This is a genomic window from Chryseobacterium sp. A301, from assembly GCF_054489425.1.
This window is the reverse complement of the sequence record NZ_JBTMWY010000001.1, coordinates 93,565-108,162: the sequence shown is the minus strand read 5'-3', so window position 1 is coordinate 108,162 and position 14,598 is coordinate 93,565. Positions and strand designations below refer to the sequence as shown.

Sequence of the window (14,598 nt, the reverse complement as noted above, 5' to 3'; positions counted from 1 at the left end):
AGGGAATTTATCTTAAAAAAGGGTTGGTTTTGAGGGTCAACCCCTTTTCAGCACGAGTCTATCTGGTTATTAAAAATTTGTGGTAAATCCAACACCTAGGGAACGGCCGGGAGCTAGAATTCTTTGGTTTGAATCGGAAGAAAGTGTTCTGCTTAAATGCTCTGCATAAGCTACATTAAACACATTGCTCACACTTGCAAAGATCGAAGTGGATTTGAAAAGTGAATATTTAAGATCCAAGTCGAGCAAGGTGAAACTCGGTGTTTTTAGTTCAGAGAAAGAGGGGTCAATTCGATTTTGCGCTCCCGTATGTCTAAGATTAGCTCCTAGTTCCAAAGGATGGAAATTTGCCGTCAGGTTGAGACGTAAATCGAGAGGTGAAATTTCGGCAAGGGGAATTTTTGTGACAAGATTCTCAGCATAGGTATAGGCAAGACCAAAGGAGCTATGGAAATGGCTGTTAATATGGTATTTGGCCGCCAATTCGAAACCGGCTTTAAACGCTCGGTCTAAATTCACATACTGTCTCACACCGGGACTTCCCATGGAGGATTTAGGAACGTCTACATTGATCTTACCTGATATGAAGTCTGTTAGATAAGCGTAAAACCCTGAGGCTTGAATTGAAAATGCCTTATTTTGATAGGAAAGAATGAGATCCGTTTGAAAATTACTTTCAGGTTTTAATTTTGGGTTCCCGAGCATTTCATAATTGTCTAGGCCTTGAGGGAAACGATTAATGTAGCGTTCGGATAGACTTGCGCTACGCTCAGCTCTCCCGCTCCATAGGGCAAGGGAGAGGGCTGTACTTAGTGCTCTTGTATAGCCCACACTAAAACTATGGTTTAAATTGTCTGATTTTCCATTCCCATAAAGAGCGATGAAAAGTTCTGAGAGCTCTTTTGCCTGTCCGTGGTCATAATCCATTCGATAGGAAAGGGTCAGTTTTGAATTCTCCCACCGGGTCTGAAACTCATTAAACCAGCCCAATTGATCTAAAGTGGAATCTTGCCAACTTGTACCCTCCCTCTGCATGGAGTGACCCATCATGGGCATTGTCATTTCTTTGTTTTCAGCACTCTGGGATTTGAAATCCAGACCCGTGAAGAACTTGCTGCTCTCAGTTTGAAAAGTAGCTTCCGTTCGAGCTCCGTAGGTTTTTGAGAAGACTTTGGATACCATAGAGTAATCATAGGTTCCCATGGAATGGTCTACCCAGCTTCCGTACCCTGAGAAATCAAGAACTTTTAGTAATTTCTGGTCAAAATGAATTTTGTGTTCAAGTTGTGCCATCCATGTTTTGTCGTAGAGCAAATCCATGCTAAGGGCTGCGAATTCTACATTTCTCGCTTGGTTTGTGGTCAGTTGAAGGGTGGTTTGCTGATGCTCATTCCAACGAAGGGTGGATTTGGATCCCACATTGTATCTAGTGAAACTAGAGGGAACTTCTGTCCCGTTGCCATCTTGGTAAGAATCAGCTGTTTGATAACCCGCAAAGAGATTTGAGACCAGTTTTTTTGATTGCAAGGACACAGTGGCCTCACTCTTAAATAAGCTTCCATTCGATTCATATCCCGATGAAAGTCGCCCTCTTAGGACAATAGAATCCTTAAAGGAAGGGGCTAGGGTCACAAAATTGATGCTACCCCCAAGAGCAGGGCCGTACCGAAAATGATAAGGGCCTTTGTAGATTTGCGCTTCTTGAACCATGTTCATGTTTATTTGGCTGCTTGGAGGGTCCATTCGGCTTGGGCAAGCGTTTAAAGCGCTTAGCCCACCATCGATTACAATGTTGAGCTGTTCGTATTTGAATCCACGCAAAACGGGATCCATCCCGTACTGACCCGCTTTGCGAATGCCGCTAATTTCGGGCAATTGAGTTAAAAATCGACCGGCGTCATGGGTGAGTCGATCCGTGTCTCGAAGTGTAAGATCTTTTATTTTGGAGTCTCTATTTTGAGTTTTGCGGAGGGTAACGCGTTCAATAGAATGGATTTTGGTGGTGTCTAGGTCTATTGTATTTTGAGCTAATAGAAGAGTGTTGCTCGTAATGAAATAGATGCAAAACGCTACGAAGAAGCGATTTGAATGAGGTATTGACTTCATGATTTTGAATTTTTAAATGAGAAAACGGGCTAAGTCCCAAAATGGGAAGTAGCATGAAAAAAATCGGTTAAAAAATCAAAATTGTGGAGGCGCTGTGCGTACGCTAAGGAGTGGATTGCTAAATAGAGAAGGAGAATACCCAATCTTTTGGAGGGTTTGTCGAAATTTACTAGGAGGGCTTAAATCAATTGTGCTTTCGGAGGGAAGTATGTGAAATTCAAATCCGATTTGAACGAGCCTAAAAAGGGAGTTTGAATTCTCACTTGCTTTTGTGAGTTCACATTTCCCATGGCACTCCAGTTCCGGACGGTCCTGATTCATACAGTGAAGCTCGTAAAAGCTTCGGTTGACCTGATAATCGACGAGCAGCAGGGAGTTTTGAAAGCTTGCTGCAAAGATTAGTAGGGACAATATGTGTAAGGATACCCATTTCATTTTGTTCTACAAAGGTAAATCTTTGAATCGGTGGAACCGCGGAGATTATAGGGCAAATGAAGTGATATTTGTCACGTAGAAGAGGAAATAGAAGTCTCATTCCATTATTTTTTTGGCTCAGCGTTCTATTCTTTTCGCAAAATATCCTAAATTTAACCAAAACAAAGAAACATCAGTGAATTATGGCAGATCGAACTAAATTCATAGAGGAGCTTCAAAAGCGGTATAGCCCCAAGAACGAGCATATTATTTTGGGAAAAGGAATGCTGGATACCCAAGTGGTTCCCGAGGTAAGCGTTAGCTTACCCTTAAAGACTATCAACCGACACGGTTTAATCGCAGGAGCAACAGGGACAGGGAAGACCAAAACGGTCCAAGTGTTCGCAGAGCAATTATCGCATTTAGGAGTTCCGAGTTTAGTATTGGATATTAAAGGAGATTTTTCCGGAATTGCGCAAAGTGGAGAGAGGAACGATATTATTAACGACCGGTACGGAAAAACACTCTTAGAGTGGAATGCCCAGTCCTTTCCTGTGGAGCTTTTAAGTATATCGGGTGAGAAAGGAGTGAAACTTAGAGCGACCGTGACCGAATTTGGGCCCTTACTTCTTTCCAAAATATTAGATCTAAACGATACACAGACTTCCATTATGTCTATCGTTTTTAAGTATTGTGACGACAAGGGTCTGCCCCTTATCGATTTAGACGATTTAAAGAAAGTATTGCAATACGTGACAAGCACACCTGAGGGCAAAGTGGAAGTATCTGCCGATTACGGTTCGATATCCTCTGCCTCGCTAGGGGCCATTTTAAGAAGCATTGTGGCTCTAGAGCAGCAAGGAGCAGGCGAATTGTTTGGCGAGCCGAGTTTTGATGTTCAGGATCTTCTCCAAACCCGAGACGGGAAGGGGGTTGTAAATATTTTACGAGTGGCGGACATTCAAAGCAGACCCATGCTGTTTTCCACCTTTATGCTTTCTCTGTTTGCTGAAATCTACATGACATTCCCTGAAGAGGGAGATTCTGGAAAACCGAAACTGGTTTTATTTATAGATGAAGCGCACCTTATTTTCAAAGAAGCGTCAAAAGCCTTACTTTCGCAGATTGAATCCATGGTAAAGCTAATTCGCTCAAAAGGAGTCGGAATTTATTTTATTACTCAAATTCCGGGCGATGTGCCTCAAGAAGTTTTGTCTCAATTAGGGATGAAAATTCAGCACGCACTTCGGGGCTTTACGGCAAAAGACAGGAAGGAGATTAACAAAGCGGTTGAAAATTATCCCATCACGGAATTTTACGATGCGGGACAACTGATACAAAATCTTGGAATTGGAGAGGCATTTGTGACGGCACTGGATGAAAAGGGAATCCCAACTCCTCTTGTGCATACTTATTTGATCTCACCGGAATCCCGAATGGATGTACTAAATGAAAGTGAAGTGACCGAGCTCACTTCAAATTCTTCGCTCGTAAGAAAATACGAGCAAACCTTAAACAAAGAATCGGCTTCCGAACTTCTCACCAAGCGAATGGAAAAAGCGGTGGAAGCGGCGGAGCCAGAGGTAAGAAAAACCACGCGAAGTCCAAAACCAGAACCTGGTGTTTTGGAGAGTGTAATGAAAAGTAGAGCGGGGCGAACCTTTACCACTACCTTAGCTCGGGAAGGAGCTAAGTTTGTTTTGGGCATGCTTGGGCTAGGAGGAAGGAAAAGATAATTAAAAACAATCAAGGTATTGCCTTAGGGCATAAGTAGAGTGCAATGTATTCAATTATAGACATAGAAGGTAACGGCGGAGAATTTAGGAAAGAATGCATCATCGATATCGCCATATACAAATACGATGGACATCGAATTGTAGATCAATTCAGTTCGCTCGTGAATTCACCTAAGGAGATCACTCCTTTTGTACAGCGCTTAACAGGCATCACATCAAAAATGGTGAAAACAGCCCCCAAATTCCATGAACTTGCACGTCGTGTTGTGGAAATCACGGAAGGTACGACCCTCGTGGGGCATAATATTGATTTCGATTATCGAATGCTACGTCAAGAATTTAAACGTCTAGGGTATGATTACAAGATCAATACATTAGATACAATTCCACTTGCCAAAAAGCTAATTCCCGAGGCTGAGAGTTATTCCTTAGGCAAACTAGTGAAGTCCTTAGGGATTCCCCTGACGGATGCGCACCGCGCAGCAGGAGATGCAAGGGCCACGCTTGATTTGTTTAAGCTTTTGATTTCTAAAGACACAGAGCTTCAAATTATTCAGCAGCAGTTCGAGGAGGCGAATGCAAAAACGTATGTAAACAAGATCAAGCAATTAACTCAAGATGTTCCGAGTGAAAAGGGGCTTATTTATTTTCAGAACGAGTCGGGAGCAATTTTATTCTCGGACTATGTGGAAGATCTCAATAAGTTCGCCAAAATCGTGTTCAATTCAAAAGCGAAACGCTACCAGTCTCTGCAGCAGGAGACCACTCATATTCATTATGAACTTACCGCAAGTGCACTTTTAGCCAAACTAATGATGCAAAGCAGAGGGATTAAGAAAAAGGAATCGCTTACCTACGGACTCTATGAAAAGTCTGGATCGCTAGAAGTGGAAAGAATTGCAACAAGTTCTTCCGGCGTCCCCCTATTGAAGTTCAAGTCCTTTACCCAAGGCCTTAAAGCCTTAAGTTACATTCGAAGCAATCCCGAGTTTAAGTCGAAAGAAGAACTTAAGAACGTCCTCGATTTAAAAGAGAAGGACGGGATATGGACTTCAGCCGGTCGCAATTCTCAAGAATACACATTCTATATCGTTGAGCAGGGCAAAATTAAATTTTATGGATTTTACGAGTTTCATACTGTACTTAAGTCTCATGAGAAGTTAGAAAAACGCAGGATTCCTGTCAAAGAATGTTCCGCAGATCTTCAAAACGAAATGAAATTGTCACTGCTCAAACGAGAAATTCGACTAGAGCCTCTTCCTAAGTGATAATATAGAGGCAATTTGTTGTATTTCTCGACCCTATCGCCTAATTTTGACCCCATTATTCGTCTTTTTGACTTAAGGCAGGCTCTAGCGAACCTGCCTTCTTAATCTTATTAGTTATGACAAACCAAGCGCTTTTGGCGATCGCAGAAGAATTCTCGACTCCACTTTATGTATACGATCTAGAGCAGATTAAAATCCAGTTCGAAAAACTTCGGACTTCTTTTTCAAGCAAGACTAAATTCTTTTATGCTGCGAAGGCGTTAAGCAATATAAATATTCTTAAATACATTGAGAGTTTAGGAGCGAATTTAGACTGTGTTTCTATTAATGAAGTGAAACTTGGAGTAAAGGCAGGTTTTTCCTCTGACCGCATTCTTTTTACGCCCAATTGTGTCGATCTGAAAGAAATTGAAGAGGCGATGGCTCTAAACGTCCATATTAATATTGATAACATATCTATCCTAGAGCAATTTGGGAACAAGTACGGAGGGAGTTACCCGATATTTGTCCGTATCAATCCGCATATTTTTGCGGGCGGTAATTATAAGATTTCCACGGGGCATATTGATTCCAAATTTGGGATTTCTATCCACCAAATACGTCATATAGAAAGAATTGTCGAATCTACTAAAATTTTAGTTGAAGGATTGCATATGCACACGGGAAGCGAAATCAAAGACCCTGCTGTGTTTTTGCAACAACTCGACATTATGTTTGAACTTGCCGATCGATTTCCGAATTTAAAGTACTTCGATATGGGGAGTGGTTTTAAAGTGCCCTACCAGGAATCAGATATGGAAACCGATGTAAAGGCTCTAGGGAAAAGCGTAGAAGAAGCGATGGCTTCTTTCCATAAAACAAGAGGGAAATCCTTCGAACTTTGGTTTGAACCCGGAAAGTACTTAGTGAGTGGATCCGGACATTTTCTCGTGAGCGCTAGCGTAATCAAGCAAACGACAGCAACGGTTTTTGTGGGTGTAAATTCCGGATTCAATCATCTCATAAGACCTATGTTTTACGATTCCTATCATGAAATAGAGAATTTGTCGAATCCTTCAGGACCTGAAAGGATTTATACAGTGGTGGGGAATATTTGCGAAACGGATACATTTGCTTGGGACCGCAAAATCAATGAAGTACGAGAAACGGACATTGTTGTTTTTAGAAATGCAGGCGCTTACGGCTTTGAAATGAGTTCCAATTTTAATTCCAGACTGAAACCGGCTGAGGTTATGGTGTATGAAGGAAAGCCTGTTTTGATTCGCAAGAGAGAAGTATTCGAAGATTTGCTGACCAATCAAATTGAAGTGTTTTAAAAAGAAACTAGACTTGTCAAAGTTAGTGAATGCCATGTTGTAATGGCCAAAGGTGATGGTTCCGGAAAGTTTATTTACAAGGAACTCAAAAAAGGCGATAAGGATTTTAATCCTTATAATTACAAATATCAAAATTCTATTAAATTGGATTCACTTCACAAGGAAGACAAAGAAAAAATTCTTGATTTTATCCGTAAAGCTTAAAAAAACACCAAAGCCACTCATTGAGTGGCTACTTCAAAAAGAAGTAGCCACCGAAGTAGGTTTAGGGATTTGGCATTACAGCAAGATAGAAAACGGACAGCGTGAAGCTTCCGTTGAGTTGTTGGATAAGCTGGCTAAATTTTACGGCATTACCATTGACCAAATTGTACATATGGATAATGAAGTACCTACCGAGATAACCCTCGAAGATAAAACCGCAAACGAACAGGTGCGACTAATTGCCGAACTTGACGAAAAAGATAAATCTATTATTTTCGGATTGATTGAAACAATGCTTACTAAAAAGAAATTTAAAGACTTCTTCAACAAAATGTAGCTGCATTGTAAATTTTATTTAATAAAAATTTAACCATACAACTTATAAGGTACTTTTACCACTTATCTGATACTTCATAAAACAAAAACGCCAAGCTGGAAGCCTGGCGTTTTTTTTATACTTTGAACTGTCGTGTTTTATTTTAGCTTTTTACCATTCTTATCTGTAGCATAGTTTTCTTGAATATTGATACTTATAAAGTCAACTTCTTTTTTATACCTATTATATTTGCCATCAAAATAAGTATACAAACTATCATTCAAAACTTTATTTTCTTTATAAAGTTCTATTAAGTCATTAGAAGATTGTTTAACAATTGTCGCATTTTTGTCAATATCAATAAGAAGCTTACCATCTTTTGACAATATCATATGTATATTACTGTATCTGTTGTTTGACATCTTAATATAGTTATCAGATGGCTTTTCTCTATTTTTATACATACCATATATGATGTATATATTTTCATTGTCAGATTTCAAAACAGTAACACACTTGTCTCCAGAAAGACAATAAAAAGATCTCACGCCATCAGATTTACAACTATTCATTACTAAGAGAAAGAGAAACACAAATCCTAATATTACAAATATCTTTTTCATAACTCTTAGTATTTCGGTCCTATTGGCCACGGATTAGTTGCTTTTTGCCATTGTTTTTCAAACTGTCGTTGTTTATAAATCGGATAGCCTGCATTATGACCAGCTCGCTCCGCTTGTTGAGTTGGTTGTCCTTCTGTTTTCCAACTTCTCCACTTAAATACATTCCAAGTTTTATAATTTTGTTTAGTTTCAAGTGCATCAAAAGCTATTCTAGAAGCTATCCAACCTTGACCGTGCTTTCCAGCCACATAACCTGCTGAATAATTACCAATATCCCTTGCCGATGCTATTTTACCTTCAAACGACATTCCTCGATAATGATATTGACTTTCTTGTTCTAATGTTAGTCCTTTGGGTATATTATTAGTTTTAAAGTCAAGAGGTTCGCCACCTTGAGCGTTACCCATATAATCAAACAATCCAACGTTTTTGATTTCGTTATTAAAGAAATTCTGTCCTGACTGGTCATTTAGATTGATATTTGCACCTGTAACAGCGCTACCGTCATCATAATGGAAAGAATATTCTGTAAGCATTTGCCCTACAACTTCTCCTGTTTGGTTTCCTTGCTTATCTACTACATAAATATTCTTGTCTGCGTTGGCTTGACCACCCACAACCGTATAAGTTCCGTCTTTGTTTTTCTCAACGTCTATATGTTCAACAGCCCATCTTCCGTCTGGGTCAACAAATCTTATAGGATTATTCCACATTGCATTGTATGGAGACCAAGCTGGTGCATCTTCCGCCAACGGATCCACCACTCCCCATCTCCCAATATCCGGCATATAGTATCTCGCTCCGTAGTCATACATCCCTGTTTCTTGAAGTTCCTTGCCATTGTACTTGTAGTTGTACAATCCCGCTCAACTTTTTGAGATTTGCCTACTCAAGGTTTTTCTCGTGCGAGGCTTTACACTGCTAACTTCTACGCTTGCTCGCTTTTTCAAAAGTAATGTTTCTTTTTCAGTTGAAAAAATAAATTTCTGTAGATTTTTTCCGCCACATTTTTTATTTTCAATTGAAAAAAATAAACTTCCGTTTTCTCGCTGTCGCTGTTGTTGTAAAATGTTAAAATGTGGGTAAAATAGCGGTGGGATTTCAGCTTTGGCTTTATCCATATTTCAATATTTTCGTTGTTTTACAGACAAAACTTTGTTTCGGAGACGTAAAAAGCGTTGGCGCATTTTTCCTTGATTCGGGTGGTGAAGCGTTGGCAAAAAAGGTATTTTTCGGAGCTGGAAAGATTCGGGGAAGCGTTGGCTAACAGCGGTTGCTGTGGAGTTTTTTAAAAAAACGGAACAAAGGAAAGCATTTTACATAATCTCAAATTATAGGCAAAAATGCGGTTGGTTTGTGCGGAACGTAGCTTCAGCGGAGTGGAGAACAACTCAGTTCTTCCCGAAAAGGAAAAAGAATGTTTGCTCACAACCGTTGACCACTTTATTAAAGCTTCTAAAATTAGTTTGATATAACAAAACCGCCACTCAATTGAGTGGCGGTTCTTATTTCTATTCAAAATCAGGATAAACAAAATTATATTTCCCCGTCTTTATCCGCTCTACTATTGCAAAAGGTGGTATTACAATTCCAATTTCCGCATTGCGATTTTCTCCATTTAGTTTTCCTACAGTTTTAAAAGCTTTATCATTTATTTTCCAAATAAACCAATTTTCAGAAATAAAAACCTGTGGTTTTTCTGGTCCGTGTCCTGCATCGTTTGTATCTCTAAAAACAACATCATCAATACTTGGATAGACAATACTTTTTCCTTCTTGTACATAAAGATTCTGTTTTACTCCCACGTTAATCATAGTATGGGCGTGAAAATCTATTTCTCCAGATAGTATTTCTTCATAATTAGAAGGTTCGTTTATAGGATATTCTTTTTTAAAAGCTCTTATTACATCGCTATTGAGTTGCGTTAAATCGTTTGCGATATATTGAAAATATTTTTTGTTTCCGTTATCTAATTCTACAGAAAAAATATCTCCTATTTTTGTTATTACTCTTTTTGCCATTATTTAATATGCTGATTTTGGAATGATTCCACTATAATTTCCCCATTTTGCCGGAGAGATAGAATTTATTTTATTTAGTAATTGTCCTCCGTTTCTCTGTAATCCCCATTGATTAATGAGATTTTGCTCCATTACACGAGCTCCTGATTTATACATTCCTGTTGCGCCATTTACTGTTCTAAAAAATAAAGAACCTTTTTCTCCGCCTGCTGCTGCGTGTTCCGCAAATCGTAAAGCTGGGTCACGGCTTGTAATTCCCGCATATCTCAAATTACCCGCTGCATCAAAACCTTGATATACAGAATAGGTTCCTTCAGCTTCTGCGGCTGTCATTGCTGCACCTCTTGTAAATGCGCTTCTTATTGCGTTTCCGGTTCCTCCGGTAAAAGCCAGCAATGCTGCTTCCTGAACCATTGGGTGTTCTGCAACCAGCATTTGAATATCAGTTTTCCCACGAGAATCGGGAATCGGTCCTATCGTTGCTGCATTTGGGTCGTTGGAGTTTCCGAAAGCTAAAGCGCTCATTTGCGCAGCATTATCTCCACCTTGAATTAACGGGTCGAGGTTTATTCCCAATCCAATATTTGACGGGTTAAAAGATGTGTTGGTAAATGTGGCATTCGGAGCCAGCTTCACATAAGAACCGTCTGCTCCTGAATAAGTTCCGCTTTTCCCTAAATAGGTTTCGTTTGCTCCGGCTGTTGCCTGGCTTACTGCACTGCTGTTCCAATAAACCTGATTGGTCTGCCTATTGTGAACCCAGTCTGTTCCTTGTCGTCCATCAGGATCAATAAAACGAATTGGATTATTAAAAGCATAATTATAAGGACTATGTCTTGTCATCTTCTCCGCCAGTGGATCCACCACACCCCAACGTCCAATATCCGGCATATAGAATCTCGCTCCATAATCATACATTCCTGTTTCTTGCAGTTCTTTGCCATTGTACTTGTAGTGATAGCTGGGCGTAGCACTTGAGGTCGAGTTGTATCCTTTGTGCTTTAGCCCAAAGGGATAGTAATTGTTTTCTTCTAGAAGGGTAAGAACGCCTGCGCTGTTTTTATAGTAGCTCACCCGAATGTTTCCTAAGTGATCCACGTACTGGTAAATATACGCGTTTTTTACAAAATCGTAATACCCCTCTGCGGTCTTACTAAACTGCGAGAGGGGAGCGGTGGCAGAACCCTCATATTGAAACGCGCCCTGGTACTCAGTGGTCTTAGTTCCATAGGTCTTTCTTAGTTTGGTGCCATCGGCTAAGTAGGTGTAAGTCGTGAGGGTGTCCCCCACGATTTTCGTGGGAAGGTTTAAAGGGTTGTATTTAATTTGAGTGATGCCTTTGTCGATATGACTTGTCATATTGCCATTGGCATCGTAAGAGATCGTAGCCCCTCCCAAAGGATAGCCTAGAGGACTTCCACTTTGATCGACCACCTTAACGAGGGCATTTCCCGAGTAGGTATAACTCAGCTGATCGATCTTCTGGGCAGGCGACTGATCCCTCTCTCCATAGCGGGTAAGAGATTTAATATTCCCATTTAAATCGTAGGTGAGATGCTCATCGTAAGCCCCTGAGGCTAGATCTGAGGAGCCGGGTTTGGAGTAATAACTCCCCAAAAGCCTATCGCCAGTATCGTAGCGGTAGCTGTAGCGCCTCAGAAGGGGACTAGCACTCTTAGAGTTCCAATCCATCTGGGATATATTGCCGTTGTACTTCGCCAAAGACCCTGTGCCCGCTACGGGGTTTTGATACCGAAGTGTAAAACCAAACAAGTCGGATCCTAGATTCTGGGGGTTGTTTACCTCAGTGAGCCAACCCCGAATGTTGTAGCTGTAGTTTACCTCCTGCAAGGGAGCACTTAGAGTGCCTCCCACCTTTTTACTCGAGAGCCTCTGCGCCTCATCGTAAGTGAAGTGACTTAGAAGCTCCTCTGCTCGCGAGTCTACCTTATGGTAATGGTGGGTGAGGCGATTGGAGGAGTCGTAGAGCTTGCGCTCCTTGAGGGAGGTCTCTGCATCGCTTGCTGTTCGTTTGTGACGCGTGAGGATCTCTAGGGGAAGTCCTGAGAAACTCAAAAGATGCTCGGTCTTGGTGTAACCACCTAAGGGAGTATAGTGGTGGGTGGCTATGGGCCGAGCCAAACGATCGTAGTAAAAGTAATCCTTACTCCATTCGGAACTAGAGTCATTTATCTCCGTGGCGGTATTTAAATAGGTGGCTGTTAAAAGGCTCTGGGTACTTCGAATCGAAGTGTATCCATTTACCGTATAGGAAGTAGGCACCTGGGGTAAGGTAGGCTGGGTACTGTTTATAATGGTGCTAGGCTGAGAGGGACTCCCCGTAGGATAGGTATCGTAATACTGCACAAGCTGAAGCTTTGAGCCTGATACCAAAAGGGGATAGGCCGCGTTCGTGTAATAGACGTCCATACTGTTTTGGGTAAAGGCCGCTGCGGCTCTGGATTCATGGTTGGAAGCTCTTGTGGATAGCTCAGTCTGCTCCAGGGAGCGACTCGCCCCTAAGACTATTCCCGCGTAGACTACGCGCGAGAAAATATCGTATTTGGTAAACTGCCAGTGGCCGGTAAGTCTCAAATTGGCATCCTGGTAGAGGGTAAGTCGGTCTGCCTGGTCATACACCTGATACTCCCAGCCCTTACCAGGAAGTTTCTTCTCCACCAATCGGCCTTTGCCATCGTAGCGGTATTGAAAAGCAAGCTCATCCAAAAGAGACTGATAAACTACGCTAGAGGCGGCAAGACCTTTTATCGATTCAGAGGCAAGGGGAGGAAGAACAAAGGCTAATTGATCATATTCGTTATACACATAGTAGGTATCTTCGTTATTTGTTCCGATTACTTTTCTCTCCAAAGGGGTTTGCCCCAAGCCATCTCTGAATACATAGCGTAGGTTTCCATCCTCATCCACTTGTTTGTCTTTATAAAGCGCTGCGTCTTTATAAAACGTAGTGGGCTGCTCACTACTAGTACTTACTATTTTAAGTACTGTGCTGGTCGCTCCTGCATTCCAGGTGGTCACGGTACTAAAGCGTTTTACTTGATCGCTCAAAAGTGCGGCCTCATAGTCGTACTCAAGGGTGTTTCCTGAGGCAAGGGACCAAGAGGCACCGGGCGCTGCCTGTTCTAGTACTCGGTTTAGAGGAGAGTTCTCGAGTCTCTTCTCAGCGTATAAAGGCTCATCGCCATAGAGCGCAGCGGCCACAGACTCAGGTACGGTTGGATAATACGCGCCACTAGTGGTAGACGATTGGGGGAGCCCTAAATAATCCCGAACCTGCCTTCCAAAGGGATCGTACACCACAGGGGTCACGATATCCCTCCCCAGGGGGGAAGCTTTTATAGAAATTATCTGCTTTTCTCTGCCGAGTCCATCGAAGTACGTGACGCTCTGCAGCTGCCTAGCATTGGGCGTCTCCACCGTGACAGGTTCTAGATACTGACGCTCGTAAATGTAATTCTCCGTAGGTGTTAAGGACTGCGCAGAAAGAGCCCCACATGAAAACCACAGCAAAAAGAAAGTACGTTTTAAACTCATGGCATTAGTTTTTAAAATGATATTTGTACTGCTTGATATTGGATAAGTCCGCCTACAAAATTGAAGAGGGTTTTAAAATCACCTCTCCCACAGGTGTTGTTTATGAATTCTTTGCCAAGGAGAACACCAAAAATAGGATTACCAATGCGGGTATGCATGGGGAAGTAAGAATTAATACCACGGCGTGGTATTTGACAAGGATTATAGACTCAAACTTGAATGAAGTCGTAATTGAATATGAAGACAAAACCTACCTTTCTACACTTTCTCAATCTCAAAGCCTAGCCTACACCCCCGGAGGAGTACCCCAAACAAAATGGGGAACCCCACAAAGTTCCACAGGAACATTTTGCCTCGAGACTTGCTCACCAACACCGTATTTGGTTTTGCCCGCTATAGGACTCATTTCTCAGTTGGAACAAACCGTTTATGGTGGCAAGCAGATTAAAAAAATCTCAGATACCCATCAAAACTCTCTTGTGTTCTCCTATACGCCGAAGTCCAATGACGTAGACCTAATCAGCTCAATAAAAAAATACTCCGCAACCCATCTTATAGAAGAAATAAACCTTACCTACGAAACAACACCAAACGCTAGAGTCTTTCTCTCAGGTCTGGTCTCTGGACTGGACTGCGCGATGGATAAAATAGAGACCATAAGGGCACTAAAAAGCAAAATTGTTCTCATGTATTAAGGGGTCTAAGTTGAGTTTATACTTAGGAGTTCACGGTTCGTTTTTAAATGCGTACCGATAAATTGATAATACGCAAGGTAAATCTACGGAATATATATTAGATATGCAGAGCAAGTGTCTTAAAATTGATAAATATATACTATAGCAAGTACGTATATGAATAATCATCAACATCGCGAATCGTGCTACCAATGCGATATTGATGTTATTAAATAACGAAATTAGAATGATGTTTTACCTACACCAATTCATTAGTTGAATATAATTTCAGGCTAAAAATGGAAATTAGCCATTTCGTTTAGTCGTGAGACGATTACATTTCGTTTTAATGAGGGTTTTATTGG

Annotated in this window: 13 protein-coding genes; 6 read left to right on the top strand and 7 right to left on the bottom strand. The window is 41.2% G+C overall.

Annotated elements, in window-relative coordinates:
• Positions 1–69: 69 nt before the first annotated feature.
• Both ACX3PU_RS00495 and ACX3PU_RS00490 read right to left on the bottom strand, forming a co-directional pair.
• A complete protein-coding gene (locus ACX3PU_RS00495; RefSeq protein ID WP_459082715.1) occupies positions 70–2,106 on the bottom strand; it encodes a TonB-dependent receptor domain-containing protein in 2,037 nt (678 codons plus the stop codon).
• A gap of 75 nt (positions 2,107–2,181) precedes the next feature.
• Positions 2,182–2,541 carry a hypothetical protein gene (locus ACX3PU_RS00490; protein WP_459082713.1) on the bottom strand — a complete coding sequence of 120 codons (360 nt, stop codon included), beginning with the start codon at positions 2,539–2,541 and terminating at the stop codon, positions 2,182–2,184.
• A gap of 182 nt (positions 2,542–2,723) precedes the next feature.
• On the opposite strand from ACX3PU_RS00490, the gene ACX3PU_RS00485 reads away from it, so the two are divergent.
• The 5 genes from ACX3PU_RS00485 (at position 2,724) to ACX3PU_RS00465 (ending at position 7,381) form a co-directional block, all read left to right on the top strand.
• Complete coding sequence (locus ACX3PU_RS00485; protein ID WP_459082711.1) at positions 2,724–4,256, top strand: helicase HerA-like domain-containing protein; 1,533 nt, start codon at positions 2,724–2,726, stop codon at positions 4,254–4,256.
• A gap of 44 nt (positions 4,257–4,300) precedes the next feature.
• A complete protein-coding gene (locus ACX3PU_RS00480; RefSeq protein ID WP_459082709.1) occupies positions 4,301–5,524 on the top strand; it encodes a 3'-5' exonuclease in 1,224 nt (407 codons plus the stop codon).
• A 116-nt stretch (positions 5,525–5,640) separates the two neighbouring features.
• Positions 5,641–6,840: a diaminopimelate decarboxylase gene (gene lysA / locus ACX3PU_RS00475; protein WP_459082707.1), complete on the top strand. Its 1,200-nt coding sequence runs from the start codon at positions 5,641–5,643 to the stop codon at positions 6,838–6,840.
• Positions 6,841–6,882: 42 nt separating this feature from the next.
• Entirely contained in the window at positions 6,883–7,044 is a 162-nt protein-coding gene (locus ACX3PU_RS00470) for a hypothetical protein (protein WP_459082705.1), read from the top strand.
• A complete protein-coding gene (locus tag ACX3PU_RS00465; protein ID WP_459082703.1) occupies positions 7,022–7,381 on the top strand; it encodes a helix-turn-helix domain-containing protein in 360 nt (119 codons plus the stop codon). The genes ACX3PU_RS00470 and ACX3PU_RS00465 overlap by 23 nt, the downstream gene beginning before the upstream one ends.
• A 137-nt stretch (positions 7,382–7,518) precedes the next feature.
• Here the strand turns inward: ACX3PU_RS00465 and ACX3PU_RS00460 are convergent, their stop codons facing one another.
• From ACX3PU_RS00460 to ACX3PU_RS00440, 5 genes are all read right to left on the bottom strand, one after another.
• Positions 7,519–7,983 (bottom strand): hypothetical protein, encoded by a 465-nt coding sequence (locus tag ACX3PU_RS00460; protein ID WP_459082701.1) that lies wholly within the window; start codon positions 7,981–7,983, stop codon positions 7,519–7,521.
• A 5-nt stretch (positions 7,984–7,988) separates the two neighbouring features.
• On the bottom strand, positions 7,989–8,843 hold the full coding sequence (locus tag ACX3PU_RS00455) for an RHS repeat-associated core domain-containing protein (protein ID WP_459082699.1): 855 nt from the start codon (positions 8,841–8,843) through the stop codon (positions 7,989–7,991).
• Between the two features lie 6 nt (positions 8,844–8,849).
• Positions 8,850–9,104, bottom strand: a complete 255-nt coding sequence (locus ACX3PU_RS00450; protein WP_459082697.1) for a hypothetical protein — start codon at positions 9,102–9,104, stop codon at positions 8,850–8,852.
• 390 nt (positions 9,105–9,494) lie between these two features.
• A complete protein-coding gene (locus ACX3PU_RS00445) occupies positions 9,495–10,004 on the bottom strand; it encodes a hypothetical protein (protein ID WP_459082695.1) in 510 nt (169 codons plus the stop codon).
• Between the two features lie 3 nt (positions 10,005–10,007).
• Positions 10,008–13,559 carry a DUF6443 domain-containing protein gene (locus ACX3PU_RS00440; RefSeq protein WP_459082693.1) on the bottom strand — a complete coding sequence of 1,184 codons (3,552 nt, stop codon included), beginning with the start codon at positions 13,557–13,559 and terminating at the stop codon, positions 10,008–10,010.
• 38 nt (positions 13,560–13,597) lie between these two features.
• Between ACX3PU_RS00440 and ACX3PU_RS00435 the strand changes: the two genes are divergently transcribed.
• The gene (locus ACX3PU_RS00435; protein ID WP_459082691.1) at positions 13,598–14,254 is read left to right on the top strand and encodes a hypothetical protein; all 657 of its coding nucleotides are present in this window, start codon (positions 13,598–13,600) and stop codon (positions 14,252–14,254) included.
• The last annotated feature ends 344 nt before the right edge of the window (positions 14,255–14,598 follow it).

Bases quoted from the DNA above. Each gene is read 5' to 3' on its own strand.
- ACX3PU_RS00450 (WP_459082697.1), bottom strand. From the start codon at position 9,104: ATGGATAAAGCCAAAGCTGAAATCCCACCGCTATTTTACCCACATTTT.
- lysA (WP_459082707.1), top strand. From the start codon at position 5,641: ATGACAAACCAAGCGCTTTTGGCGATCGCAGAAGAATTCTCGACTCCA.
- ACX3PU_RS00490 (WP_459082713.1), bottom strand. From the start codon at position 2,541: ATGAAATGGGTATCCTTACACATATTGTCCCTACTAATCTTTGCAGCA.
- ACX3PU_RS00485 (WP_459082711.1), top strand. From the start codon at position 2,724: ATGGCAGATCGAACTAAATTCATAGAGGAGCTTCAAAAGCGGTATAGC.
- ACX3PU_RS00440 (WP_459082693.1), bottom strand. From the start codon at position 13,559: ATGAGTTTAAAACGTACTTTCTTTTTGCTGTGGTTTTCATGTGGGGCT.
- ACX3PU_RS00480 (WP_459082709.1), top strand. From the start codon at position 4,301: ATGTATTCAATTATAGACATAGAAGGTAACGGCGGAGAATTTAGGAAA.
- ACX3PU_RS00445 (WP_459082695.1), bottom strand. From the start codon at position 10,004: ATGGCAAAAAGAGTAATAACAAAAATAGGAGATATTTTTTCTGTAGAA.
- ACX3PU_RS00470 (WP_459082705.1), top strand. From the start codon at position 6,883: ATGGCCAAAGGTGATGGTTCCGGAAAGTTTATTTACAAGGAACTCAAA.
- ACX3PU_RS00495 (WP_459082715.1), bottom strand. From the start codon at position 2,106: ATGAAGTCAATACCTCATTCAAATCGCTTCTTCGTAGCGTTTTGCATC.
- ACX3PU_RS00460 (WP_459082701.1), bottom strand. From the start codon at position 7,983: ATGAAAAAGATATTTGTAATATTAGGATTTGTGTTTCTCTTTCTCTTA.